Annotated in this window: 23 protein-coding genes; 13 read left to right on the forward strand and 10 right to left on the reverse strand. The window is 66.6% G+C overall.

What is annotated here, in order from left to right; translation table 11 throughout:
- Positions 1 to 68: 68 nt before the first annotated feature.
- Positions 69 to 2,120 carry an RNA polymerase sigma factor RpoD gene (gene rpoD / locus BLT60_RS14400; RefSeq protein ID WP_090877204.1) on the reverse strand — a complete coding sequence of 684 codons (2,052 nt, stop codon included), beginning with the start codon at positions 2,118 to 2,120 and terminating at the stop codon, positions 69 to 71.
- Between the two features lie 240 nt (positions 2,121 to 2,360).
- The gene (dnaG, locus tag BLT60_RS14405) at positions 2,361 to 4,304 is read right to left on the reverse strand and encodes a DNA primase (protein WP_090877206.1); all 1,944 of its coding nucleotides are present in this window, start codon (positions 4,302 to 4,304) and stop codon (positions 2,361 to 2,363) included.
- A gap of 441 nt (positions 4,305 to 4,745) precedes the next feature.
- On the opposite strand from dnaG, the gene BLT60_RS14410 reads away from it, so the two are divergent.
- The 3 genes from BLT60_RS14410 (at position 4,746) to BLT60_RS14420 (ending at position 8,510) form a co-directional block, all read left to right on the forward strand.
- Positions 4,746 to 5,330 carry a hypothetical protein gene (locus BLT60_RS14410; protein WP_090877207.1) on the forward strand — a complete coding sequence of 195 codons (585 nt, stop codon included), beginning with the start codon at positions 4,746 to 4,748 and terminating at the stop codon, positions 5,328 to 5,330.
- Positions 5,331 to 5,351: 21 nt separating this feature from the next.
- Complete coding sequence (locus BLT60_RS14415) at positions 5,352 to 6,410, forward strand: ImmA/IrrE family metallo-endopeptidase (protein ID WP_244521274.1); 1,059 nt, start codon at positions 5,352 to 5,354, stop codon at positions 6,408 to 6,410.
- A gap of 462 nt (positions 6,411 to 6,872) precedes the next feature.
- On the forward strand, positions 6,873 to 8,510 hold the full coding sequence (locus BLT60_RS14420) for a ShlB/FhaC/HecB family hemolysin secretion/activation protein (protein ID WP_175478449.1): 1,638 nt from the start codon (positions 6,873 to 6,875) through the stop codon (positions 8,508 to 8,510).
- A gap of 43 nt (positions 8,511 to 8,553) precedes the next feature.
- On the opposite strand, the gene BLT60_RS14425 is transcribed toward BLT60_RS14420, so the two are convergent.
- Positions 8,554 to 9,063 (reverse strand): DUF1993 domain-containing protein, encoded by a 510-nt coding sequence (locus tag BLT60_RS14425; protein ID WP_090877212.1) that lies wholly within the window; start codon positions 9,061 to 9,063, stop codon positions 8,554 to 8,556.
- Positions 9,064 to 9,279: 216 nt separating this feature from the next.
- On the opposite strand from BLT60_RS14425, the gene BLT60_RS14430 reads away from it, so the two are divergent.
- On the forward strand, positions 9,280 to 9,813 hold the full coding sequence (locus tag BLT60_RS14430) for a hypothetical protein (RefSeq protein WP_090877214.1): 534 nt from the start codon (positions 9,280 to 9,282) through the stop codon (positions 9,811 to 9,813).
- 26 nt (positions 9,814 to 9,839) lie between these two features.
- Positions 9,840 to 10,247, forward strand: a complete 408-nt coding sequence (locus BLT60_RS14435) for a c-type cytochrome (RefSeq protein WP_090877216.1) — start codon at positions 9,840 to 9,842, stop codon at positions 10,245 to 10,247.
- Between the two features lie 33 nt (positions 10,248 to 10,280).
- Here the strand turns inward: BLT60_RS14435 and BLT60_RS14440 are convergent, their stop codons facing one another.
- Positions 10,281 to 11,483 carry a hypothetical protein gene (locus tag BLT60_RS14440; RefSeq protein WP_090877218.1) on the reverse strand — a complete coding sequence of 401 codons (1,203 nt, stop codon included), beginning with the start codon at positions 11,481 to 11,483 and terminating at the stop codon, positions 10,281 to 10,283.
- Positions 11,484 to 11,616: 133 nt separating this feature from the next.
- On the opposite strand from BLT60_RS14440, the gene BLT60_RS14445 reads away from it, so the two are divergent.
- Positions 11,617 to 12,663, forward strand: a complete 1,047-nt coding sequence (locus BLT60_RS14445; RefSeq protein ID WP_175478450.1) for a L,D-transpeptidase — start codon at positions 11,617 to 11,619, stop codon at positions 12,661 to 12,663.
- 7 nt (positions 12,664 to 12,670) lie between these two features.
- Here the strand turns inward: BLT60_RS14445 and BLT60_RS14450 are convergent, their stop codons facing one another.
- Positions 12,671 to 12,940 carry a DUF2277 domain-containing protein gene (locus BLT60_RS14450; RefSeq protein WP_090877222.1) on the reverse strand — a complete coding sequence of 90 codons (270 nt, stop codon included), beginning with the start codon at positions 12,938 to 12,940 and terminating at the stop codon, positions 12,671 to 12,673.
- A gap of 143 nt (positions 12,941 to 13,083) precedes the next feature.
- Here BLT60_RS14450 and BLT60_RS14455 point away from each other — a divergent pair, with 143 nt between their 5' ends.
- The 6 genes from BLT60_RS14455 (at position 13,084) to BLT60_RS14480 (ending at position 17,925) form a co-directional block, all read left to right on the forward strand.
- Positions 13,084 to 13,797, forward strand: a complete 714-nt coding sequence (locus BLT60_RS14455; protein WP_090877224.1) for a glutathione S-transferase — start codon at positions 13,084 to 13,086, stop codon at positions 13,795 to 13,797.
- Positions 13,798 to 13,851: 54 nt separating this feature from the next.
- Positions 13,852 to 14,679 (forward strand): helix-turn-helix domain-containing protein, encoded by an 828-nt coding sequence (locus BLT60_RS14460; RefSeq protein ID WP_090877226.1) that lies wholly within the window; start codon positions 13,852 to 13,854, stop codon positions 14,677 to 14,679.
- 134 nt (positions 14,680 to 14,813) lie between these two features.
- Positions 14,814 to 15,242, forward strand: a complete 429-nt coding sequence (locus BLT60_RS14465; protein ID WP_090877228.1) for a VOC family protein — start codon at positions 14,814 to 14,816, stop codon at positions 15,240 to 15,242.
- 167 nt (positions 15,243 to 15,409) lie between these two features.
- Positions 15,410 to 16,417, forward strand: coding sequence for an ATP-binding cassette domain-containing protein (locus BLT60_RS14470; protein WP_090877230.1), 1,008 nt, complete (start codon positions 15,410 to 15,412; stop codon positions 16,415 to 16,417).
- Entirely contained in the window at positions 16,414 to 17,244 is an 831-nt protein-coding gene (locus tag BLT60_RS14475) for an ABC transporter permease (protein WP_244521275.1), read from the forward strand. The genes BLT60_RS14470 and BLT60_RS14475 overlap by 4 nt, the downstream gene beginning before the upstream one ends.
- Positions 17,245 to 17,256: 12 nt before the next feature.
- Entirely contained in the window at positions 17,257 to 17,925 is a 669-nt protein-coding gene (locus tag BLT60_RS14480; RefSeq protein WP_090877788.1) for a pyridoxamine 5'-phosphate oxidase family protein, read from the forward strand.
- A gap of 46 nt (positions 17,926 to 17,971) precedes the next feature.
- Here BLT60_RS14480 and BLT60_RS24065 read toward each other — a convergent pair whose 3' ends face one another.
- From BLT60_RS24065 to BLT60_RS14490, 3 genes are all read right to left on the reverse strand, one after another.
- Positions 17,972 to 18,160, reverse strand: a complete 189-nt coding sequence (locus BLT60_RS24065) for a hypothetical protein (RefSeq protein WP_139167845.1) — start codon at positions 18,158 to 18,160, stop codon at positions 17,972 to 17,974.
- Positions 18,161 to 18,265: 105 nt separating this feature from the next.
- The gene (locus BLT60_RS14485) at positions 18,266 to 19,825 is read right to left on the reverse strand and encodes a phospholipase D family protein (RefSeq protein ID WP_175478451.1); all 1,560 of its coding nucleotides are present in this window, start codon (positions 19,823 to 19,825) and stop codon (positions 18,266 to 18,268) included.
- Positions 19,826 to 19,937: 112 nt separating this feature from the next.
- Positions 19,938 to 20,330 carry a hypothetical protein gene (locus tag BLT60_RS14490; RefSeq protein WP_090877234.1) on the reverse strand — a complete coding sequence of 131 codons (393 nt, stop codon included), beginning with the start codon at positions 20,328 to 20,330 and terminating at the stop codon, positions 19,938 to 19,940.
- Positions 20,331 to 20,572: 242 nt separating this feature from the next.
- Between BLT60_RS14490 and ettA the strand changes: the two genes are divergently transcribed.
- On the forward strand, positions 20,573 to 22,228 hold the full coding sequence (gene ettA, locus BLT60_RS14495) for an energy-dependent translational throttle protein EttA (RefSeq protein WP_090877236.1): 1,656 nt from the start codon (positions 20,573 to 20,575) through the stop codon (positions 22,226 to 22,228).
- Between the two features lie 114 nt (positions 22,229 to 22,342).
- Here the strand turns inward: ettA and BLT60_RS14500 are convergent, their stop codons facing one another.
- Both BLT60_RS14500 and BLT60_RS14505 read right to left on the reverse strand, forming a co-directional pair.
- A complete protein-coding gene (locus BLT60_RS14500) occupies positions 22,343 to 22,948 on the reverse strand; it encodes a hypothetical protein (protein WP_090877238.1) in 606 nt (201 codons plus the stop codon).
- A 172-nt stretch (positions 22,949 to 23,120) separates the two neighbouring features.
- The gene (locus BLT60_RS14505) at positions 23,121 to 25,313 is read right to left on the reverse strand and encodes a SulP family inorganic anion transporter (protein WP_175478452.1); all 2,193 of its coding nucleotides are present in this window, start codon (positions 25,311 to 25,313) and stop codon (positions 23,121 to 23,123) included.
- Between the last annotated feature and the right edge of the window lie 22 nt (positions 25,314 to 25,335).

Raw genomic sequence — 25,335 nt, forward strand, 5'->3', positions numbered from 1 at the left:
TCCACCATGCTTCGCATGGTCCCCCTCCCCCGTGAACGGGGGAGGATGCGCGGTGCGAGCGTCGCGCCCTAGTTATCCAGGAAGGAGCGCAGCTTCCGGGACCGGCTCGGATGCTTCAGTTTCCTGAGCGCCTTGGCTTCGATCTGGCGGATGCGTTCGCGGGTGACCGAGAATTGCTGGCCGACTTCTTCCAGCGTGTGGTCGGTGTTCATGCCGATGCCGAAGCGCATGCGCAGCACGCGTTCCTCGCGCGGGGTCAGCGAAGCGAGCACCCGCGTCGTCGTCTCGCGGAGGTTCGACTGGATCGCCGCGTCGATCGGCAGGATGGCGTTCTTGTCCTCGATGAAATCGCCGAGGTGGGAGTCTTCCTCGTCGCCGATCGGCGTCTCGAGGGAGATCGGCTCCTTGGCAATCTTCAGGACCTTTCGCACCTTCTCCAGCGGCATGGCGAGCTTCTCGGCGAGCTCTTCCGGGGTCGGCTCGCGGCCGATCTCGTGCAGCATCTGCCGGCTCGTGCGGACGATCTTGTTGATCGTCTCGATCATGTGGACCGGGATGCGGATGGTGCGGGCCTGGTCGGCGATCGACCGGGTGATCGCCTGGCGAATCCACCACGTCGCGTAGGTCGAGAACTTGTAGCCGCGGCGGTACTCGAACTTGTCGACCGCCTTCATCAGGCCGATGTTGCCTTCCTGGATCAGGTCGAGGAACTGCAGGCCGCGGTTGGTGTATTTCTTGGCGATCGAGATGACGAGACGGAGGTTGGCCTCGACCATCTCCTTCTTCGCCTGGCGCGCCTCGCGCTCGCCCTTCTGGACCATCGAGACGATGCGGCGGAACTCGGTGATCTCGAGGCCGGTGCCGGTGGCAAGGGCCTGGATCTCCTTGCGGATGTCCTTGATCTTGTCCTTGTCCTTGGCGACGAAATCCTTCCAGCCGCGGGCCGTCAGGTTCGAGATGCGGCGCAGCCAGTGCGGGTCGAGCTCGGAGCCGGGATACTCCTTCAGGAACTCGACGCGGGAGACGCGGTGGCTCTCGGCGAGGCGTAAGAGGCGGCCCTCGAAGCCGATCAGCCGCTTGTTGATGTCGTAGAGCTGCTCGACGAGCGAGTCGATGCGCGCCTGGTTGAGCGACAGGGACTTGACCGCGGTGACGATCTCTTCCTTGAGCTTCTTGTAGCGGCGCTCCTGCGAGGGGGAGAGGGTCTTGTTGCCGAGCTTCAGCTCGACATCCTGGTCCTGCAGGCGGCGGAGCTTCTTGTAGAGGTCGGCGACGGAATCGAAGGTCTCGACAACCGCCGGCTTGAGCTCGGCCTCCATCGCGGCGAGCGACAGGGCGTTCTCGAAATCCTCGTCCTCTTCCTCTTCCTGCTGGCGACGGGCGCGCTCGGCCTCGACCGGGTCGACGTCGTCGGCCGGCGCGGTCGGCGGCGCCTTGGCGGCGGCAGCGCCGTTGGTCGCGGCACCGTTGGCGCCATTGGCCTGGGGGGCGTGCGGGTTCGGCGGTGGCGGGGCGTTCTTGGCGTCGGGGCCGGCATAGGTGGCCTCGAGGTCGATGATGTCGCGCAGGAGGATCTTGCCCTCGGCCAACTCCTCGCGCCAGATGATGACGGCCTGGAAGGTGAGGGGGCTCTCGCAGAGGCCGGCGATCATCGTCTCGCGGCCGGCCTCGATGCGCTTGGCGATGGCGATCTCGCCCTCGCGGGAGAGCAGCTCGACCGAGCCCATCTCGCGCAGATACATGCGGACCGGATCGTCGGTGCGGTCGGTCGGTTCCTTGGCGGTCTTGGCGACGGCGGTCGAGGCGGTCGAGGTCTCGGCCAGCTCGCGGCCCTCGGCATTCTCGTCGTCACTGTTCGAGTCGGCCTCCTCGGCCTCCTCGGACTCGATGACGTTGATGCCCATCTCGGAGAGCATCGCGTAGATGTCCTCGATCTGGTCGGAGGAATTCTGGTCCGACGGCAGGACCGCGTTGAGCTCGTCATAGGTGACATAGCCGCGCTTCTTGGCGGCCTTGATCATCTTCTTGACAGCGGCATCGCTGAGGTCGAGAAGCGGACCGTCCGGGGCCTCCGGCGGGGCTTCCTGCGCGTCTTCTTTTTCCTGGACCTTGGTTGCCATGCACGTCTCCGAAGGGGGCGCGAACCGGGGGCCGGGAAGCTCCCGCGCGCGTCACTCTATGTCACCGAACCTGTATTCCAACGACCGGGCGGCCCCAGTATCTAGGCCGTTCGGTCCAATCTTTCCAGACACCTACGGCATCGCGCGTTAAACGGCGATTAACCGTGACGTTTCGACAACGCCGTGTTGCTCTCCTGTCCGCTCTTCCGGCAAGGACGACAGCCGTTCCCGACGAACGATCTAGAACACCCGGGCCTCGCGACCGGAGGACGCTCCGAATCCTTCGATCAAAGCCTCCATCCCTTCGACGCTCGCCAACTGGTTCTGGATGTCGACAAGTCGCGCGAGATTGGCCTCGCTTGCATCCTGCGCGAGCGCGGCCTCCGCTTCCTTGAGTTCCTTATGTAACGTCCGCTGCCGCCTGTGCAAGGTCAAGGCCTGATGCCAGCCTTTTTCGGCGTCCTCGTCGGAGGCCGCGGTGGTGGCCAGCCACAGCCCACAGGCGGAAATCTGGGCGTCGAGACGGGTAACAAGCGCGGAAAACCGCGATTGCGCCAGCCGCTCCCGCAGCGCGGCGGCCTCGACATCGTGATCGGTTGCGACGATTTCAAGCAGGGCGGCCTGCAACCCGGCGAGATCGGGATGGCCGATCTCGACATGGGCGAATTCGTCGAGATGGCGGACGATCAGCGCCGGGTGGTCGAGCATGGTCATCACCAGCACCGCCTCGCGTAGCGGCGGCGTGCCCTGGCGGGAGAGGATGCCGGTGCGGCGCAACCGGTCGGAGACCGGGATCTGGGTCCGGCCGGGACCGGTGGAGCGTCCGTCGCGTCGTCCGCCGCCGAACCCGCCGCGCTCGCCATAGCCGGAGCGTCCACCGTCGTCGCGGCCGCGGCCGCCATAGCGGCGCTCGGGCGCGGGGAAGAAGGCGACCAGCCGCTCGGTCAGGGCCTGGCTGTAGTGGCGGCGCACGCTTTCGTCGCCGATGGCGCGGGCGATCTCGCGCAGCCGCGCCTCGAGGGCGGCGCGGCGCTCGGGCGTGTCGAAGACGCCGGACTCGGTTTCGCGCGACCAGATCAGGTCGACCAGCGGCCGGGCGGCGGCCAGCACGTCGGCCATGGCCTGGCGGCCGGCGGTGCGGATCAGGTCGTCGGGGTCCTGGCCCTCGGGCAGCAGGGCGAAGCGCAGGCTCTTGCCCGGCTGGAGGAAGGGCAGCGCCGTCTCGGCGGCGCGCCAGGCGGCGCGGACCCCGGCGGAATCGCCGTCGAAGCAGAGGATCGGCTCGTCGGCCATCCGCCACAGGATCTCGAGCTGGCGGTCGGTGAGGGCGGTGCCGAGCGGCGCGACGGTGTGGCCGAAGCCGGCGCCGACCATCTGGATGACATCGACATAGCCCTCGACGGCGATGACGGTATCGGCGTCATGCGCCGCCTTGCGGGCCTCGGCGCCGTTATAAAGGAGGCTGCCCTTGTGAAAGAGGTCGGTCTCCGGCGAGTTGAGGTACTTGGCCGGCACGTCGGAGGACATCGCCCGGCCGCCGAACCCGACGATGCGGCCGCGAAAATCGGCGATCGGGAAGATCACCCGGTCGCGAAAGCGATCGAAGGAAACCGGCACGTCGTCGCCGGTGATCAGCAGCCCGGCCTCGACCATCTGTTCCTGCGAGACATTCTTCGAGGCGAGGTGCTGCTTCAGCGCACCACGGTCGGCCGGGGCGTAGCCGATGCGGAAGCGCTTCTGGAGGTTCGGGCCGATATCGCGATTGGTGAGATAGCCGCGGGCGCTCGCGCCGGCGCGCGATTGCAGCGCCTCCTCGTAGAAGGCGGTGGCGAGTTCCATCACTTCGTGGAGGGTGGCGCGGACCTTCTCGCGCTCCTCAGCCTGGGCGTCGCGGGCCGGCATCGCGACGCCGGCATCCTTCGCCAGCCGCTCGACCGCCTCGGGGAAGGTGAGCCCTTCGGTCTCCATCAGGAAAGTGAAGATGTCGCCGTTCTTCTGGGCCGAGAAGTCAAACCACTTCCCCTTCTGGTCGTTGACGTAGAAGGACGGCGTCTTCTCGGCATTGAACGGGGAGAGGCCAGCGAATTCGCGGCCCTGCTTCTTTAGCTTGACCCGCCGGCCGATGACCGCCGAGGTCGGCAGCCGGGCACGGATTTCGTCAAGGAAGGAGGGCGGAAATCGCATTGTCGCGGGTGATTCGGTCCGGGTTATCGTGGGCGCGTATCACTATAGGACAGTCGAGCGTGGCAAGGGGATGGCGCGGACGACTGTGAGGGTTGTCCCGGTTATCCACAGGGGGGGCGCTTCCAGTTTCCATCGGACAAGCGCAGTCGCGCCGCAGTTTGTCGGCGATGCGAAGGCTTCGGCTTTCTCGCCTGTGAGGAACGCCTCGGCTTGCACCATCGCAACTGGACATGCCCTGGCAAATGCATGGCCTAGCCGCCCGGCAAGAAGGGCGGCAAGGCACGGGCGAAGTCGATGACACTAGAGCGGTGGGCGACGATCGCTAAGAAGTATGACGCAAGCATCTGAAAAACAACAGATAAATAGAATATGCATAAAAATCTTTGCGTTTTCGGGGTGCATTGCTACCCTCCAGCTTCAATGATTCTTGGAGCGCGACGTATGGTTTTCCCGCCAAAGGACGAAGTTCAGGCCATCCTTGCAGATTTCGAGGACCGCATGGCGGCAATCCTCGAAGGGGCTTGGCAGGAGTGGCTCGATGTGCCGCGCCGCGCGGCCCTGTCTCCTCGCTCCCGGGCTTCCATGGTCTTTGATTTCATCCGGCGTCGCGCTTTGGAGGAGTTCGACAGCGACCCAGAGATCAGGGCAATTCCGAAGGGGCAGACGGTCCACTTTCTATTCCATGACAAGGTGCTCCTCCGGTTCAAAAAGGCAAACACGAGGGGGCTTGGCTCGAATATCGAGACGCAAGCCGTAATCGAGTTCATCGACCCCCAGATGTCTTTGCTTCCTCTTCCGCCGATTTACCACGTCGAGGGGTGCTACCATCTGGACAAACTGGCGACGAAGATGGCCCTGCTGACCGTCGCTGCTCGTCAGCGCAACAAGCGCCTTTGGACCTATGAAATGAGGCGGTCGGCGGATACCCGTGTAATGCCGCTTCCAATGGCTCCGAGACACGACGGTGGTTTGCCAGAGGTCCGCGTCCGCAAGTCTGCGGAGAAGCCCGCCAAGCAAGGCGAATAGTCCATGCCACCGAACGGGGAGATGCTGCGCCTTGCGCGGCAGAGAAAGAGATTCCGCCAAGTCGATGCCGCAGCTCGGCTCGGCGTGGAGCAACCCGTACTATCTCGGGTTGAGAATGGCTTGGTGTCTGCTGGCGATGAACTCATCCAGCGCGCTGAGTTGGTGTACGAGATGCCGCACTCGTTCTTCGAGATAACCGATCCGGTTTACGGAGCGCCGGTCAGCGTTCACCCGATGTGGCGTCGCAAAGCTGATGTGATCGGCCGCGACATGGACGCGGTTGTCGCGGAGTTGAATATCCGCGTGATGCATCTGCGGCGGCTCTTGGAAGGCGCGGAATACGCGCACACGGAGACATTGCCCCGGTTGGACATTGATGATTATGGGTCGGCCGAAAAGATCGCTGGTCTTGTAAGGGCGCACTGGAAAGTGCCGAAAGGCCCAATCGCGGACCTCACGCTTCTAGTCGAGCGCGCGGGTGTGATTGTGTATCAATCGCCTTTGGCCGGCGCGGCGATAAGCGGCGTGACTTTCGCAACGCCTGGCGTGCCCCCATTGGTCGTCGTCAACAGCGAGCAACCCGCAGATCGGCGTCGGTTTACATTGGCGCATGAGCTGGGTCATCTGGTGATGCATCGCTTCCCGTCCCCGAAGATGGAGGATGAAGCAAACGAATTTGCGTCAGCGCTGCTCATGCCAGCCTCCGATCTGCGCCCGTATGTTGCTGGTCGTCGTGTTGATTTGGCACTTCTGGCTTCTCTGAAGCCGGAGTGGAAGGTTGCCATGCAGGCACTGTTGATGAGGGTGTCGGCCCTCAACCTCGTGACCGCGCATCAAGCTCGCAATATGTGGAAACAAATCAGCGCTCGCCGCTTGAAATTACGCGAGCCACCCGAACTCGATTTCCCCGCAGAACAACCAACGGTCATTGATTCAATTCTTCGAGTCCACCTAGAGGGTTTGGGATATTCGGAGAGTGACCTTGCGCAGCTACTGCGGATCCATCCTTGGGATTTGCGCGCGCTGTACGGAATCGAAGCAAAGGAGCCTCCGCGTCCCCGCCTCACCATTGTGAGGTGAAAAAAAATGGTTGGTCCTGGCCCGTTGGCGACCGTGGCGCTGAGACGGCCAACTACTTCATGGTCGATCCTGCCGAGCGGCTTTCAGGCCACGTTTAACTGACCACAGACTCTGGTCGAAGGAAGGTGTCGTGGCGCTGATTGACGCCCGTGCACCGAAGCCGGCTCGGCCGAAGACTTACCGGAAGCGCGTTCAGGGCTAGTGTGGTCCGAACGTGTCTATAGCGCGAGCCGCTGCCTCGTCGCCAATGGACTTGGCTCGCTCGGCAAGATCGTCGGTCATCCAACTCGGATACAAAGGCGGCTTTCTCTTGGAAGCTCCGCCCCAGACCAAATTTCAAACTGACACACAACCGCGTGCTTGTCCTGTGCCGCTTTTGCACGGACTGTTCTGTCTCCGGGCCCGGGGGACGTCATGATTCGCGCAATTGGCATGGTTTCGCAGGGCTGGCGAGGATGGTTCTTGCCGACCCTTGCTGCCTTTGCCGTGCTGGTTCTCGCCTCGTCCGCCGCGCCATCCTTCGCCCAGCCGGCCCAGGAGGCGGCGGACAACATGACGACGGTGATCGAGCGGTTCGAGCCGCCGCCGCGGCGGCCACCGTCGGTCGGGGTGACGGTTGATGCCGACGTGCTCGGCATTCCAGCGGGGCAACTCGACACGGTCCGCTTCCGATTGACTGCCATCGACCTGGTCGGCGCCAAGTCGGTGCCGACCGATCAACTCGCGGCCTTGTGGCGCGGCATGATCGGCCGCGAAATTTCGCTCGCCGATCTCCGCGACGTTCTCGACGGCATCGCCGAGGTCTACCGGCAGAACGACTATTACGGACTGGCGATCGCGCCGCCCCAGGATTTCAGCGACGGTCGCATCGAGGTGCGGGTCTATGAGGCCTATATCCGCGAGGTGGTGATCGTCGGCGACTATCCGGGACTGGCGGAGCGGCTCGACCCGTATATCGCAAGGATCGTCGCCATGGACCCGGTGCGGATCTCGCGGCTCGAACGCTATCTCCTGCTGAAGGCCGACCTGGCCGGGGTGACGCTCGACGCGCAATTCTCGAAGATCCCGGACGAGCCGGGCGCCGGCAAGCTGGAACTCACCGTCGGGTTCGACCGCCAGGTGATCGCCGGGCGGGTCGACAATTTCGGCAACGATGAGACCGGGCCGCTCACCGCCTCGATGACTGCGCGGTTCAACGACCTGTTCGGGCAGTTCGAGGGCACGGATTTCCTGGCGGTGACCAATCCGCTGGAGCCGGACGAACTCGTCTTCCTGCGGCTGTCACAGATCTACCAGCTCGGGCCGAGCGGCTTCGCGGCCGGCTACGAGATCGGCCAGGTCTGGTCGAATCCGGGCGGTGACCTTGCCGCGCTCGACGTTCACGCCGAGACGACGATCGGCAAGGTCCATCTCGACTACGCCTTCATGCGGCGGATCGAACGCAGCCTGATCGGTTCGCTGGCCCTCAACACGAAGAATGTGGCTGTCGACGTCGGCGAACTGCCGGCGACCCGCGAATACAATCGCTGGGTCACCGCCGGCGCCACGTATGACGACGTCATCGCCGGCGCGGCGCTGATCATCGAGGTCGCCGTGGCGCAGGGGCTCGATGACCTCGGCTCGACCGGCGAGGACGCCGACTTCCGCTTCGTCTCCTTCGACGGCACCCTCGGCCGCGATCTCACGGAGACGGTGACCGCGGGGCTCAGGGTCACAGGCCAGAAGGCGTTGACGCCATTGCCCTCCGCGGTCAAGTTCGATGTCGGCGGCGAGAATTACGGTCGCGCCTTCGATGGCGGCACGATCACCGGCGAGGACGGCGTGGCGGCGGCGCTGGAGATCGGCAAGCGCATCGACACCGGCGTTGCCTGGCTGCAGGGCTTCACGATCTTCGCCTTCGGCGACTATGGCGCGGTGTGGAACGACCCCGGTGTCGCGCCCTACGAATTCGCGGCGCTTGGCTCCTATGGCGGCGGCATCCGCAGCCGGCTCGGCAAGCACGGCTCGGTCGCCGCCTATGTCGCCGCGCCGTGGATCAACACGGCCAAGGGCACCGATCCGGGCGTCCGGTTTCGCTTCACGGCCGGCGTCCGATACTGACCGGCCGCTGCCGTCTTTCATTCCAGCCTGATGAGGCGTCGCGCTATTCGGTGCGGCCGACGAAGTCGTCCTTGACCAGCGGCACGCCGTTGGTCCGCAGGATGTTGTAGGCGGTGGTGAGGTGGAAATAGAAATTGGGCAGCGAGAAATGCAGGAAATAGTCGGTGCCGCTCAACGTCGCCTGCCGGCTTCCCAACGGAAAGGTTATCTCGCGATCCGCGCCGGCATCGACCGCCGCCGGGTCGGCGCTTTCGATGAAGGCCAGCGTCTCCGCGACCCGCTGCTTGAGGTCGTCAAAGCTTGCCGCCGCGTCGGTGATCTCCGGGATCGGCAGACCGGCGAGCCGGGCGACGCCGCGGAAGGCGTGGTTGGTTGCCGCCTGGACCTGGCGGCTGAACGGCCACATGTCCGGAAACAGGCGCGCGTCCAGCAGAGCGGAAGGCTCGATCTTGCCGGCTTCCGCATGGGCGGCCGCCTTGTCGAGCGTCGCGCTCAACTGATTGAGCAGACGTAGATAGACAGTTACCGATGCCTGGTGGAGCGATAGCGTCATGATGGGCCTCGTCTGAAGGGGACAGCGGCCGGCAAGCTAGCACCACGGGCCAAAACGACAAGCAGCTTCGCTCGCGACGTGGCGCTCTTCGACGCGCTTCGATCACGATCGCGCGAAGCGCGACGATTTTCGTCACACCGGCCGTTTCGCATTATACCCCCATGGGGTACTGTGCACCGATAGTGTCCACAACAACGGAGCGATCCCGTGCGAAGCATGACAACGGCAATCGCGGCGATGGCAGCGACATTGTCTGTCGTCGCCCCATCGTTTGGCGCGGAGAACCAGCCCTACGCCGGACAGGAGACGCGCGTCGTCAAGGCGCTGTCCCCGGAGGACGTGACGGGCCTGCGCGCCGGCGCTGGCCTCGGCTACGCCAAGGCCGCCGAACTCAACGGCTGGCCCGGACCCGCGCACGCACTGGAGATGCGCGATCGCCTGGATCTGTCGGCCGTGCAGGTCGCAGAACTCGAGACATTGCGCGCCGACATGCTGGCCCGGACGATGCCGCTCGGCGAAGAACTGATTGCGGCGGAAGGCGCTCTGGACCGCTTGTTCGCCGAGGGCGATCCGTCGGCATCCGCGGTCGAGGCGGCGACGGCAAGCATCGCGGCGATCGAAGGGCGGCTGAGGGCCGCGCACCTCGTTGCCCATCTGCGGACCGCGCCGGTGCTGACCAGGCATCAGACGATGCTCTACGCCCGGGAACGCGGCTACGACGGCGGCGGCCATGCCGGCCACGGCGGCTGACCGGCTCAGGCAAGGGATCCGAAGCGATGAACAAGAGAACAGTGTTCGTGTCCCTGGCAATCGTCGCCGGGGCGGTCGCCGTCCTGGCCTGGCGCGCCGGCGTGTTCGAGACCGCGCCACCGGCCAGTCTGCAGGTCACCGTGCCGCAACTGACGGAAACCGCCCGGGCCGGCGCCGCGCTCTTCGATGAGAATTGCGCGGCGTGCCACGGACCGAACGGCAGCGGTTCGGAAAACGGCCCGCCGCTGATCCACAAGATCTACGAACCCGGCCACCACGCCGACGGCGCCTTCCACCTCGCGGCGAAGCAGGGCGTGCGGTCGCACCACTGGTCGTTCGGCAACATGCCGCCGGTGGAGGGCATTACCGACGACGAGGTCAGCGACATCGTCGTCTACGTGCGCGAGGTGCAGCGGGCCAACGGCATCAACTGACCGGCCGTCGGCGCGCTTCGAAGCGCCGTCCGATCAGTTGAGCGGCACCGGCTGGGCCGGGGCTTCGGCCGGCGGCAGCAGGCGGGGGAAAAGCCGCTGGAGCCGGCTTGCCCTGGCCGGCGGCGGCGTCGTGGCGGCGGGAGGCGGCCCGAGCAGCAGGTCGTTGGGCGGCGTCAGCGGCGCACCGGTGTCAAAGGTCGCCGGCGGGGTCGGCAGCGGTTCCAGCGTCGTCACGGCGGCCGGGTCCTCGAGTGCGGCCGGGCCCTGCTCGAAGTCGAAATGGCCGCCGCCGTCCATCATCAGGTCCTCGTCCGCGGCGATGCCCGGCTCGTCGAGGATGATGCCGTCGGCCGGCAGGACACCGCCGTCGGAATCGGCAGGCGCGAGCGGCTGAAGCGTCGCGGTGGACGGCGCGGGCGTGGCGACCGGGGCGGGTGAAACGACAACGGGCGCAGGGGCGGCGGGCGTGGCGGTCGCCGCCGGTTCCTCGACCCGATTGAGGGTTTGTTCGATGCGGCGGAGGAAATCGTCCTCGCCGGCCGGCGCGGTCGCCGCCGGGGCGGCAGGCGCGGTCGTGGCGACGGGGGCGTCGAGCGGCACGGCGGCTGCCGGCTGTCCGGGGTCCGTCGCCGCGGTCTCGGTCGCCGGCTTTTCCGGGCGCGGGCGCGGGGCGGGCGGCGGGACTTCCGCGACAGGCTCGGCCGGGACCAGCGGGTCGGTGGCCACGGCGCCGGCTCCGCCACCGGCCGTGCTGCCGGGAGCGAGGGGGATTTCGCGCACGGCCGGAATGGTCCGGGCGACATCGTCGGTCTCCTCGCCCGGCTCGCTCAGAGCCGGGGGATTGAGCTGCTCGGTCGTCGCGGTGACCGGGCCGGAGGGGCCGAGGGTCGCCACCAGGACGCCGATGCCGGCGACAAGACCGATGACCCCGATACCGGCGACGATGAGCAGCCGGAAACGGCCGCGGCGCGGCTCCGGCTCGAAGGGATCGACGCCGTCGTCGAAATCACGTTCGGCGCGCAGTTCGGGCTCCGCCACGAAGGCGTCGCGCGGCGGCGGCCGGGTGGCGCGCGGCACTTCCACCGCGTCATAGAGCGGGGTCGCCGGCTCGTGGGCATCGAAGTCATGCGGCGAGGCTGCCACTTCGGCTTCCAGGCGCGAATAGGTGACGATCGGCTCGTCATCGAGGCGCGCGCGCTGCTTGCTCTTCTGGATTGGCCGTCGGTTGGTCGTCATTCGTGTCCCCCAAGAACAGGGTGCTTCATTCGCAGCAGAATGCGGACCTTTCATGGCCGAACCCGGACGGTTCCATGGCGTTTGGGCTGCTGAAACGCCATGCTTTTGGCGCTATGATCGGCGAGATTTCCGCGTGTTTTCAAGACTCTTCTCGCTGACAGGGATGCCGATGACCTTCGAACCGCTTTTCCCGACCCGGCGCGCCGCCCTTGCCGGTCTCGCCGGACTGGCCGGCACCGCGCTCCTCGCCCGACCGGGCCTCGCCGCCACCACCGCCGCCGAGCGGGCGCTGAAACCCGGCCAGTTCATCTGGCAGCCGGAACTGCAGAAGCGTGGCGCTACCTCGATCATCGTCTCGATCGGCGCCCAGATGATGCATGTCCACCGGCGCGGGGTGCGGATCGGGGTCTCCACTGTCTCGACCGGCAAGACGGGCCACGACACCCCGACCGGCGTCTTCACCATCCTGCAGAAGAACAAGGACCATGTTTCCAATATCTATGAAGGTGCCGAGATGCCCTTCATGCAACGGCTGACCTGGACCGGGATTGCGCTCCATGCCGGCAACCTGCCGGGCTACCCGGCCTCGCATGGCTGCGTGCGGATGCCGCTGGATTTCGCCGAACTGCTGTTCGGGGCGACGCGGCTCGGCACCCCTGTGGTGGTGGCGTCGGCCTTCTCGGAGCCTGAGCCGGTGTCCAGCCCGAATTTCGTCGGCGAGTTCTATTCGGCCAAGGCGCTGGCCGGGTTGCGCCGGGCGGAACGGACCTGGCTCTCCGACGATCCCGAGGATCGTCCGGTGACCTCGGTGCTGGTGTCGCGGCAGGATTCGCGGGCGATCGTCCTCCAGAATGGCGACATCGTCGCCGAGGGGCCGGTCGAGATCGCCGAGCCGGACCGGCCGTTCCCGTCCAATGTCTTCGTGCTCTCCGGCGCCGGGACAGACGAGCAGGGCCTGCGCTGGGAAGCGATCGGCTACAGCGAGGGAAACGATGCGCAGGTCAGTGTTCCGGACTCGCTGACGCTCGACCGGATCAAGGCGCCGGCCGACCTGGCGGCGGCGATCGCCAAACGGGTCGCGCCGGGCATGCTCTTCGTCGTCACCGACGATCCGCTCGCCACCGACACCCGCAGCGCCTCCGACTTCGTGGTGATGACCGCGGAGGGCGAGGAGGAATAGGCCGTCGTCAGGTGGCGTAGCGCTCGGCGGCGCGGGCGCGGGCCTTGGCGGCCTCGATCTCGCGGTCGCGGGGTGGGGCGTTGGTCTCCAGCGAGTCGAGCAGCCGGTGGGCGACGGCCGTCACCTCCTCCACCGCGCGGGCGAAGGCGGCCTCGTTGACCTTTGACGGCTTGGTGAAGCCCGACAGCTTGCGGACGAATTGCAGGGCCGAGGCCTCGATCTCCTCGTCGGTCGCCGGCGGGTCGAAATTGAACAACGTCTTGATGTTGCGGCACATGGCGGTGCTCCGGATCGTGAACGCCCCTGATGGTAGGGCTTCCCGCTGCGGCGTCAAAGAGGCGACAAACGCCGTCCGTTTCCTTTCGCTTCCCGCGGGCGCAGAATGGCCGGATCACGGCCACGGAAAGAAAAGGGAGCGGCATGGCTTACGAACTCTATTACTGGCCAGGCATCCAGGGGCGCGGCGAGTTCGTGCGGCTGGCGCTCGAGGAAGCCGGCGTCGACTATGTCGACGTCGGGCGGCAGCAGGGCGCCGAGGCACTGATGCGGATGTGGGACGGGCCGGGAATCGACACGCCGTCCTTCGCGCCGCCGTTCCTCAAGCATGGCAAGCGGATCATCGGCCAGACCGCCAATATCCTCGCCTATCTCGGCGAGCGTCACGGGCTGGTGCCGAAGAGCGAGGCGGCGCGGCTGTGGACGCAGCAGATCCAGTTGACCGTCGCCGACCTGGTGACCGAGGCGCATGACGTCCATCACCCGCTCGGCGGCGACTTCTATTACGAGGATCAGAAGCCGGAAGCGAAACGGCGGGCAAAGGTGTTCCGCGAGGTGCGGATTCCCCGCTATCTCGAATGGTTCGAGACGATCCTCACCCGCAATCCGAAGACCGACAAGCACCTGGTCGGGGCGCGGCTCTCCTATGCCGACCTGTCCCTGTTCCAGGTGGTCGCCGGCCTGCGCTACGCCTTCCCGAAGGCGATGGCGCGGGTCCAGCCGGAATACGAGCGAGTGATCGGAGTCCATGACTCGGTGGCGGCGCGGGCGCGGATCAAGGCCTATCTCGCCAGCAACCGGCGCATCGCCTTCAACGAGGACGGCATCTTCCGGCATTACCCGGAACTCGACGGGTAGCCGTCTTGCGTCCTTTCGGCGGAGGGCTAACCTGCGTCGAGCGAGGTGAGCGCCATGGCATCCTTTGACGCCGATACGCCCGGGTCGCCGGCTCCCTACGAGATCGTTCGCCACCGGCCATCGGCGGCGCTGGCGGGGTCGGTCCTGCGCATCACCGGCTATCGCGAGATTGCCCGCTCGTTGATCCGGCAGACCGAGACGGCGTCGCTGGTCGTGCCGCTGATCATCTCCTTCGGCGCGCCCTTCGCCATCGGCCTCGGCCGCGCACCGGACGACGACGATCGGTTCGCCAGCTTCACCGCCGGCCTGTTCGGTGGTCCGGTGCACATCCGCTCGCATGGCGAGGCGCATTGCCTGCAGATCGACTTCACCCCGCCCGGCGCCTACCGCTTCTTCGGCCTGCCGATGCACCTGCTGGCCGACCGGATGGTGCCGCTGGACGACCTGGCGGATGCGGACCTTGCCACGTTCCGCCAGGCGCTTGGCGAGGCGCGCGACTGGCCGACGCGCTTCGCGCTGGTCGAGCGGTTTGTCGGGGCGCGGCTGGCGCGGGGCAAGGCGGCGTCGCCCGCCGTCGCCTGGGCTTACGAGTCGCTGGTGGCAACCGGCGGCGGCATCGCCATCGCGCGGCTGGCCGACCGGCTCGACTGCAGCCGCAAGCACCTGGCGGCGCGATTTCGCGACGAGGTCGGGGCGGCTCCCAAGACGGTCGCCCGCATCGCCCGGTTCAACCGGGCCACCGACATCGCCTGGGCGGAGAAGACCAGCGGCTGGGCCGATGTCGCCGCCGCCTGCGGCTACGCCGACCAGGCGCATCTGGTGCGCGAGTTCAACGATTTCGCCGGGCTGACGCCCACCGCCTGGCGGGCTGCCTTCGGGTGAGGCGAGGGGGCTCGACACGGTGCCGACGGCGATCGACGACCACCGACGACCAGGACCTCCGGCGGTTACATTTGTTCAATCCGGCGACGGGCGCGCATGGCAATCCTGCTGCACCAGCAACCAAGGAGACTGCCATGCCACACGCCGCCATCGAACCGCCGCGCATCTACCCGACCTTCCGCTATCGCGATGCCCCGACCATGATCGACTGGCTGGTCGAGGCCTTCGGCTTCTCCGTCCATGCCCGGTATCCCGACGACAGCGGCGGCGTCGCCCATGCGCAACTGGCGCTCGGCTCGTCGATGATCATGCTCGGCTCGGCGCGCGACGACGACTTCGGCCGGATGGTCGGTACCGCGGGCGAGCCCTGCGGGCGGGCGACCTATATCGCGGTCGACGACCCGGACGCGCTGTTCGACCGGGTGGTCAAGGCCGGGGCGACGATCGAGGAGGGCCTGACCGACCGCGACTATGGCAGCCGCGAATTCATTTGCCGGGATCCGGAAGGCAACGTCTGGGCTTTCGGCACCTACTGGCCCAGGGCGGACGAGGCGGCCGCCTGACCGGGCGCGGTTGCGTGGCAGCAGACCGCAATCCAACCGTTGCATCGGCAACGGCTGCGCGCTAGAGGCTTTGCCCTGCCGGCGCGCCGGGGAAGAGCCACGTCCCGGCGTCCGGCACTGGCGTCTCACACTTTCATGGTCGACCACGTCCGGGCGAGAGGACCGCCATGCTCCAGCAATCCGACCTGGCCATCGAGACGAGCGGGCTGGTCAAGCTTTTCGGCGACAACAGGGCGGTCGACGGCGTCGATCTGGCCGTCGGGCGGGGGCGGGTGTTTGGCCTGCTCGGGCCGAATGGCGCCGGCAAGACGACGACGGTCCGCATCCTGGCGACGCTGCTCAAGCCCGATGCCGGCTCCGCAAAGGTGCTCGGCCTCGACGTCGTCGACGACGCGGATGCGTTGCGGGGCCGGATCAGCCTGACCGGCCAGTTCGCCTCGGTCGACGAGGACCTGACCGGGGCCGAGAATCTCAAGCTGCTGGCGCGGCTCCTCGGCTTCTCCCGGCGCGACGCGAAACGGCGGGCGGAGGACCTGCTCGGCGGCTTCGGCCTCGCCGACGCGGCGGGGCGGCAGGTCAAGACCTATTCCGGTGGCATGCGGCGGCGGCTCGACATCGCCGCCAGCCTCGTCGTCACCCCGGACCTGCTGTTTCTCGACGAGCCGACGACCGGCCTCGATCCGAGGAGCCGCAACCAGGTCTGGGACATCATCCGGATGCTGACCGCCAACGGCACGACGGTACTCCTGACCACGCAATACCTGCAGGAGGCCGATACCCTTGCCGATCGCATCGCGGTGATCGACCGGGGCAAGGTGATCGCCGAGGGAACCAGCGCCGAACTCAAGGCCTCGGTCGGCTCCGGCGTGGTGCACGTCCGGCTGGCCAGCGCCGAGGACCGCGAGGCGGCGGAGCGCTGCCTGGCCGAGGCGATCGGCGCGCCGGTCCATGCCGATGGCGACCCGCGCGCGCTGACGGCGCAGGTCTCCGAGCCCGGCCGGGCGGCGGCGGCGCTGGCGGCGCTGAGTGACGCCGGGATCGTCGTCTCCGACTTCTCCCTCGGTCAGCCGAGCCTCGACGAAGTGTTCTTCGCGCTCACCGGACACGCGGCGATCGAGAAGGACGCTAAGGGTGAGGAAGTGGAGACAACGCAAGAGGGGGAGGGCGGCCGATGACCATGGCGGATGACGGCCTCGATACGGCCGGGCTGAGCCGGGTGCTGGTGACGGCAGTACGGCCGGAGCGGCCGGGAGCGGTCGCCAACGCGCTGACCTTCGGCTGGCGGGCGCTGCTCAAGCTCAAGCACATGCCGGAGCAACTCTTCGACGTGATCGTCACGCCGGTGATGTTCACCGTGATGTTCACTTTCCTGTTCGGCGGGGCGCTGGCCGGCTCGCCCGACCAGTATCTGCAATTCCTGCTGCCGGGAATCCTGGTGCAGACCGTCACCTTCACCACGATCTACACCGGCTTCAGCCTCAATACCGACCTGTCCAAGGGAATCTACGACCGCTTCCGCTCGATGCCGATCTGGCGTCCGTCGCCGATCGTCGGCGCGATGACCGGCGACACGATCCGCTACACGATCTCGTCGCTGATCGTCGTGGTCATCGGCCTGATCCTCGGCTTCCGGCCCGAGACCGGGGTGGCCGGCGTGATCGCGGCGATCGTCCTGCTCAACCTCTACGGCTTCGGCATCTCGTGGCTGTTCGTCGTGCTGGCGCTGATCGTCCGCTCGCCCTCGGTGGTGATGACGATGAGCTGGCTGGTGCTGATGCCGGTCACCTTTCTCTCCAACATCTTCGTCGACCCGGCGACGATGCCCGGCTGGCTGCAGGCGATCGTCGCGGTCAACCCGGTGGCGCTGCTGGTGACGGCGGTGCGCGAGATCATGGCCGGCACCGCGACCCTCGGCGATGTCGCGCTGGCGCTGATCGGGCCAGCGGTGGTGACGGCGCTGGTCGCGCCGGTGGCGATGGTGCTGTACGGACGTAAGACTTAGGCGCGCGGGATGATGTCAGGAGGCAGGATAGTGAAAGAGTACACGGTCGATCCGAAGTTCGTCATATCGGATGAGCCCGCGCTTCGAAGCCTGTTCGAGGCGACCCATACGCTGGCCGCCCTGAAGTCCCAGGACGCGCTCGACACGCATGCGCAGGCCTTCATCAGGCGCTCGCCATTCGTCTGCGTCGGCACGCAGGGGCTGGACGGGAAAGCCGACGTCAGTCCGCGCGGAGACCCCGTCGGCTTCGTCAGGATTCTCGATGAGCACACGCTGGCGATCCCGGATCGGCCCGGCAACAACCGCCTCGACAGCCTGGCCAACATCGTCGCCAATCCGAATGTGGGGCTGCTGTTCATCATCCCGGGCTTCGACGACACGCTGCGGGTCAACGGCAAGGCCAGCCTGGTCACCGATCCCGACCTTCTTGAGAGCATGAGCGTCAACGGTCGCAGTCCCCGGCTCGCGATCGTGGTCAGGGTCGACGAGGTGTTCATGCATTGCGCCAAGGCGTTTCGGCGGTCGCATCTCTGGGACCCGGACCACCTGCAGGATCGGCGCGAGATGCCGTCGCTGATGAACATCCTCCTCGACCAGACGACGGGCGCGCCGAGCGACGACGACGAGATTCGCAAGAAGGATGAGGACCTCGAGGACGAGTACAGGAAGACCCTGTATTGAGCCGAGGGGGAGCGCTGCGGCGGACGGAAGGCCGCCCGAGGCGCGCCTAGGCCAGCGTCAGGATGATGGCGGCGACGGCCAGGAAAATCAGGAACAGCGCGATCCTGGTCGTGCGGTCCGGGCGGAACACGTATTTCTCGTAGGCCTCGTCACCCATCTCCTCGCGCTGGAGGCGTTCATCAAGCAGCTTCCGCGCCCGTCCCCGGTTGGAATTGTCGCGCATCGGTCCTGCCAAGATGTCGTCTCCGCTGGCTCGCCTGTCCGCGCGCATCGTCGCCCGGCAACGCGGCCGGGGCAAGGCGGCGGCGAGCCGACCCTGCTTTGCCGCCAGCCGGCCCGGCTAAAGCATCCACTCGATCGGCAGCAGGCCGAGGAACCGGACCATCCAGCGCTGGAAGCCGGTGGTGTCGGGTTCGACATCGAAGACGGTCGTCTCGCCGTCGGCCTCCGTCGTCACCCACGCGAGACCGCCGTCGGGGCCAGGCACCACCGCATAGGCTACGAGCGGGGCTTCGGATTGCATGAAACGAGAAAGCCCGGTTGCCATCGCGGGGCTCTCGATCAGAACGCCCATCTCGGTGTTGAGCCTGGCTGAGCGGGGATCGAAGTTGAACGATCCGATGAAGATCCGCTTGCCGTCGATGGCGAAGGTCTTGGCGTGGAGGCTGGAGGCCGATGGGCCGAATATCGTGAAGCCGGCTTCTTCCTCCGGCGGTCCGGCCTGGTCGGCGCGGAGTTCGTAGAGCGTCACGCCGGCATCCAGAAGCTCCGGCCGGTAGCGGGCGTAGGCGGAATGGACGACGACGACGTCGGTCGATTCCTGCGCGTTGGTGAGGACGCGAACCGCGACATCGTTCGCGGCGAGACCGGTGAGGAGCGCGGTTCCCTCCTCGCCGGGAACGAAGTAGGCGGACACCAGATCGACTTCCGATTCCGGCTGGGCGAGCAACGCGTGGAGCTTGCCGACCAGGAGGTCGGAGACCGGCGCCTCGCCAAGGCCCTTGGCGGGATCGTCGCTGACAACGGTCACCGGAACCCATTCCAATCCCTCCGAGCCGGACTCGAATTCCTGCACCAGCGTCGATCCGGCGATCGCCTGGACATAGGCCTTTGCTCCTTCCGAAGCGCGCGCTTCGGCGGCCGCATCGGTGAGGAGCGACAACCCGTCCGGGGCGGGCGCAAGGATTTCTTCCGCCGGATATGCGGATCCGCTTGCCCAGTACCTGTCGAAATCGGCCGAGACCTCGGTCGCGGCCGGGCCGACCGCCAGCGCGTCGACGTCGAAGTAATGCACGCCGTCGCCGTAAGCGAAGTAGATGTCGCCGATATTGCGTCCGCCGAGGATGGTCGCCACGCCGTCCACCGTGAAGGACTTGTTGTGCATGCGGCGGTTCAGGCGCGGAAAATCGAAGGCGTAGGAAAGGAGCTTGGGGTCGCGCAGCGTGAAGGGGTTGAAGAGCCGCACGTCCATGGTGGGGAGGGCATTCAGCGCGGCAAGCTGGCGATCGAGGCCGGGAATGCCGTTATCGTCGACGAGCAGGCGGACACGGACGCCGCGCTCGGTCGCTGCCCGCAACTCGTCGAGCAGGATCAGCCCGGTCGTGTCGGTCTGCCAGATGTAATATTGCGCGTCGATGGACTCTTCTGCGGCGCGGGCGAGCACCGCGCGCGCGGCAAAGGCGTCGCGCCCGTCGAGGAGGGGAACGACGCCGCTGACGTCCGGGCGACTGGCGATGGCCGGGAGGAGCGCGGCGCCGAGCCTCGTGTCGGCGGAGGCGGGAAGGGCGGTGCTCACCTGCCGCCCGTCGAGGCTCGGCAGCGGATACAGCAGGCGGAGGATGACGATCGCCGCCACCGCAACGACGATGACGACCAGCAGGAATTTGAGAAAGGTCCGCACCGCAACTGACTTCCGCGCCGTATGTCGGCACTGGATAACGCTTCTGGCTGGATCGGCCAACCGCCGGGGCCTCGACTCGTCGCCCCGGTCGATGGCGTCGGCAGCGCTGCGCCTAGACCTTGCCGGCAGCAACCGCGCCGGCGATACGATCCGGCCGGACGAAATAGATTGGAAGCGGGGGTTCGATCGGGCGGAGGTTGTCGCCGGCCCGGATGCCGGTCAGGCTTGCCTCGTATGTGAACAGGCTGCCGCGGCTGTCCTCGTCGATGATATACGGAGTCTCGACGACGTAATCGATCCGGTCGGCATAGACACAGTGCACGCCCTCCCGGTTCATCGATTCAGCCACCATGGCGGCCGGAAGGCCGGCGCGCAGCTTGTCGGAAGCGTCGTGAATCTGCGCTTCCGTCTGGCAGAAGAGCCCGCGCAGGGGGATGGCTTCACCGGCCTCGGCGGCGGCCCCGGACAGGGCAAGGGCGATGACGGCGCATGCGGTCTTGTTCATGGGATCTGTCCTTCAGGTCTTTCTCTGGTTCCTCCCTGTTCCGTTCTCCCGGACTGGATAAAGCAACTCCCGTGCCGGTCGGACGCGTATTGCGCAAGCCTGCCGGGCGGAGACGGGACCGCGCCGACCGGCGGGGATTTGCACATGCTCTTGCGCGGGGCACACCGGTTCCACTAGAAGGGCGCCAATCCTGTCTCGTTTTTCCCCCATTGCCGGTCGCGCGCGCCCGGCCCGGAGTCTCCATGGCACGCCAGTTCATCTACCACATGCAGGGCCTGACCAAGGCCTATACGGGCGGCAAGAAGGTCCTCGAGGACGTCCACCTGTCCTTCTATCCCGACGCCAAGATCGGCGTGCTCGGGCCGAACGGTTCGGGCAAGTCGACGCTGCTCAGGATCATGGCCGGGCTCGACAAGGAATATAACGGCGAGGCGTGGCTGGCCGAGGGCGCGACCGTCGGCTACCTGCCGCAGGAGCCGGAACTCGACCCGGCCAAGGACGTGCTCGGCAACGTCATGGAAGGTGTCGCCGGCAAGCAGGCGATCCTCGACCGCTACAACGAACTGATGATGAACTACTCCGACGAGACGGCGGAGGAGGGCGCCAAGCTCCAGGACGAGATCGACGCGAAGAACCTCTGGGACCTCGATGCCCAGGTCGAGATGGCGATGGACGCGCTCGGCTGCCCGCCCAACGACGCCGACGTCACCAAGCTCTCCGGCGGCGAGCGGCGCCGGGTCGCGCTCTGCAAGCTGCTGCTTTCCGCGCCCGACCTGATCCTCCTCGACGAGCCGACCAACCACCTCGACGCCGAATCCGTCGCCTGGCTCGAAAAGCACCTCAGGGAATTTCCCGGCTCGGTGCTGATTGTCACCCATGACCGCTATTTCCTCGACAATGTCACCGGCTGGATCCTCGAGCTCGATCGCGGCCGCGGCATTCCCTATGAGGGCAACTACACCGCCTATCTCGACAAGAAGGCCAAGCGCCTGAAGCAGGAGGGCCGCGAGGAGGCGGCGCGCCAGCGGGCGCTCGATCGCGAGCGCGAGTGGATCGCGGCTTCCCCCCGCGCCCGCCAGGCCAAGTCGAAGGCCCGTATCCGCGCGTATGACGAATTGCTCCAGCGCAACGAGGAGCGGGCGCCGGGCACCGCCCAGATCATCATTCCACCGGGCGAGCGGCTGGGCGATACGGTGATCGAGGTCGAGGGCCTGTCGAAGGGCTATGACGACCGGCTGCTGATCGACAACCTGACCTTCAAGCTGCCGCCGGGCGGCATCGTCGGGGTCATCGGCCCGAACGGCGTCGGCAAGACGACGCTGTTCCGGATGATCACCGGCCAGGAAAAGCCGGACAGCGGCTCGATCCGCCTCGGCGAGACGGTGCATCTCGGCTATGTCGACCAGAGCCGCGACGACCTCGAGAGCAACAAGACGGTGTGGGAGGAAATCTCCGGCGGCAACGACATCATCCGCCTTGGCAAGCGCGAGATGAACTCACGCGCCTATGTCGGCGCCTTCAACTTCAAGGGCGGCGACCAGCAGCAGAAGGTCGGCTCGCTTTCTGGCGGCCAACGCAACCGCGTCCACCTGGCCAAGCTGCTCAAGGAAGGCTCGAACGTCCTCCTGCTCGATGAGCCGACCAACGACCTCGACACCGAAACGTTGGCGGCACTCGAAGACGCGCTGGAGGATTACGCCGGCTGCGCCGTGGTCATCTCGCATGACCGCATGTTCCTCGACCGCCTCGCCACCCACATCCTCGCCTTCGAGGGCGACAGCCATGTCGAGTGGTTCGAGGGCAACTTCGAGGAATACGAAGCCGACAAGGTGCGCAGGCTCGGCCAGGAATCGATCGACCACCGCCGGGTGAAGTACAAGCGCCTGACGCGGGCTTGAGGGGGAGCGCTCGCGTTCCCTGCGTCGCCGGCATCCGACGCAAAGTCGAGCTCCATTGCCCCCCGCACTCCGAAGTGGATGCGGAGGGCATCGATCAAGCATTTCGCGACCCGGTCACCCGGTCGTGTAGCTGATCGAGGCGTAGAATTTGCGTCCGTAGCCGGCGATCATCTCCGCCCGGTCGAGGCGATTGATGATCCGGCGGGCTTCGATCCAGTCCTCCTCCATCGGGTTGAAGTAGTCTGCCAGCTTGTGGCCGGTGAAGACGCCGTCGCGCATGCCGATGAAAAGGATGCTGGTCGCGACATCGAGCTTGAGCGCGTCGTCGGGGTTCTTGATCAGGTCGACACCAAGAAGCTTCGACATCCTCTTGTAGTTGTCGCGGCCGGTGAGTTGCACGAAACCGCGGCCGTGGAACTTGACGCCGTCTCCCTTGTGCGTGTTGCCGAGCGCCTTGGCCACGGCGGGGCGTTCGCCGTCCTTGTCGTACATTCGGAAGAAATACGCGTCGCTGCCGAATTCGTGGATCGGTTGCATCCTTTTCGCAACCTCATGGAAAATCGTGGCCAGCATGTAGGCGAGCCATCGATCATCGTCGTTGCGGTGGTTTTCCTCCCACTCGTCGAGCACGCCCGACATGCCGTCGACCTGTGCCTGGGTAAGAGAACCGCCAAACAGCGACCAGCGGACCTCATCGAAGAAGAACTTGCGGTTGATCATTCCCTTCCTCCTCTAATCTTCCGGCTGACTTTCCGCAGTCGGCGCAGACTACAGACTTCGATCGTTACCGCAGTGATTGTGCTCACAGCCAGAGAACTCGCTTGGCGGGTGGCGCTTGCCTCCGCCGTCTTGCGGCAGACCGAGAACGTGAGCTGGAAACGCCGACCGATCCCTAATCCGCCAGCAGGCGGACGAGCTGGTTGGTACTGGTCAGGCGATCGGCGAGGAGGCTGGCCATGGCGCGGTGGAAGCCGATGGCGGATTCCGGCGATACCGCTTGCAGGCGGTCGAGGCTCCGGGCGCTAAAGCGCCAGGCGACGACCTGCCCCTCGGCGACGACCGAGGCCGAGCGCGGCTTGGCGAGGTAGAAGGCCATCTCGCCGACGATCGAGCCGCGGCCGACGGTGGCGACGCGGACGGTGCCCAGCGCCTCGTCCTCCAGCATGATCGCGGCGCGGCCCTGGGCGATGAAGTAGATGTCGTCCGATGGCGTGCCTTGTGCGATGAGCGTGTCGCCGGACCCGATCTCGGCGCGCTCGAGATGCGGCAGCAGCGCCTCGGCAAGCTTCTGGCTCTTCACAACCTCGATCAGGAGGGTCTCGGCCGATACCGGCGTGCTGGCGATGATGTCCGGCGTCGTCTCGCCAAGGAGCCTGTTCTCCGACCATTCGAGGCCGTGGTCGAGATCGTTCTCGATGCGGATATGCGACTCGCCGCCGGTCTTGAGGCCGCCGCGCACCATCGCGGTGCGGACACTCTCAGACATGCCGCACAGCACCAGGACGAAGCCGTCCGGGCCGGTCATCTGGGCGAGGCGGCTGAAGCTCTGCACGGTCGACGAGTCGAGGCCGCTGACCCGGTGGAAATCGACGATGAGGTAGCGGATGGCGGTGCCGTCGTGGCTCTCGATCCGCTGCTGGATGCTCTTGCGCAGGCGGTCGGCGGTGCCGAAGAACAGGAAGCCCTGGAGGCGAACGATGAGGATGGCGTCGCCGACCTGACGCAGCGCCTCGCGGCGGCCCTCTGCGGTGTCGTTGCTGCTCTGGTAGTCCCGGCCGGTCATGATGTGGCGAACGATCTCGATCCGCCCGTATTCGATGACGAAGAGCACGGCGGCCGCGATCAGGCCGGTGAGGATGCCCCAGGCGAAGCCGGCGCCGACGATGACCAGGAAGATCAGCAGGATCACCAGGTATTCCCAGATCGACAGGCGGGAAAAGGACTGGACGAGCCAGGCGGTGAGCAGCGACAGGCCGACCCAGATCAGCAATCCGCCGAGCAGCGGCGTTGGCACCAGCGACAGCACGACCTGGCCGAAGACCAGCGCGGCGATGCAGAAACCGGAGGCGATCAGCCCGACCACCGCGTTGGCCGCGCCGAGGCGGGTGGAAAGGATGGTCAGCGAGACGGAGTGGAATCCGGGCATGCCGCCGCCGGCGCCGCCGAGCAGGTTCTGAAGGCCGACCGAGCGCAGTTCACGGTCGAGGTCGACGTCCCGGCCGGTCTCCATCTCGATGCCGGTGGCGTTCATCAGCACGGCGACGACGGTCAGGATGACGACCGTCGGCAGGCTGATCAACTGCCCGGCAATCGCCGACCAGTCGATCATGGCGAAGTCGGCGGGGACGACGGGCGGCCAGAGCGCCTGGCCATCGGCGACGGAGATCAGCCAGCCGTCGGCGCGAAGGCCGGGGTCGTCGATAGCGAAGAGAAGGGTGACAAGGTTGAAGCCGACGATCGCGGCGAGGGCCACCGCAGGGACGACGAGGTTCACCGGTAACCGCAACTTCAGCAAGCCGACCAGCAGGACGAAGCCGCCGGCGGTGGCGAAGCGAAGGAGGGTGGAGGTGTCGCCGAGATGGGTGACGTTGGCGGCGGTGACCGAGTGGCCGGCGACAACCCCGACACCGCCGAGTAAGATCAGCCAGCCGGAGCCGGCGAGAAAACCGCCGATCACCGGGAAGGGGACGAAACGGACGAAGCGACCGAGCTTCAGCGTGCCGATCAGGAACGAGGCGAGGCCGATGATGACGGTCGCCAGCGCCACCGCCGCGACCACGGTCACCGGAACCGCCTCGTCGCCGTTGCCGGCCGCCGTTGTCGCGATGATCATCGCAACCGGGCCGGCCAGCGCGGCGATCGGGATGCCCTGGGCGATGGCGACGACGCCCGGCGTCGAACTGGTCAGCGCCGCCACGGCGGCCATGACGGCGGTCGAGAAGAGCGCCATGCCGATCGCCGTCGGCGCCAGGGCCTGACTCTCGCCGACGAGAAGCAGCATGCCGAAGCCGGCGGACTGGACGATGGCGAGGAAGCCGCAGATGACGCCGGCGCCGATGCCCGGAATAAGGGAATGAACCGGCAAAGGGACCGACGATGCTGGCGGT

The sequence above is a fragment of the Bauldia litoralis genome (assembly GCF_900104485.1).
In the GTDB taxonomy this organism is placed as follows: domain Bacteria; phylum Pseudomonadota; class Alphaproteobacteria; order Rhizobiales; family Kaistiaceae; genus Bauldia; species Bauldia litoralis.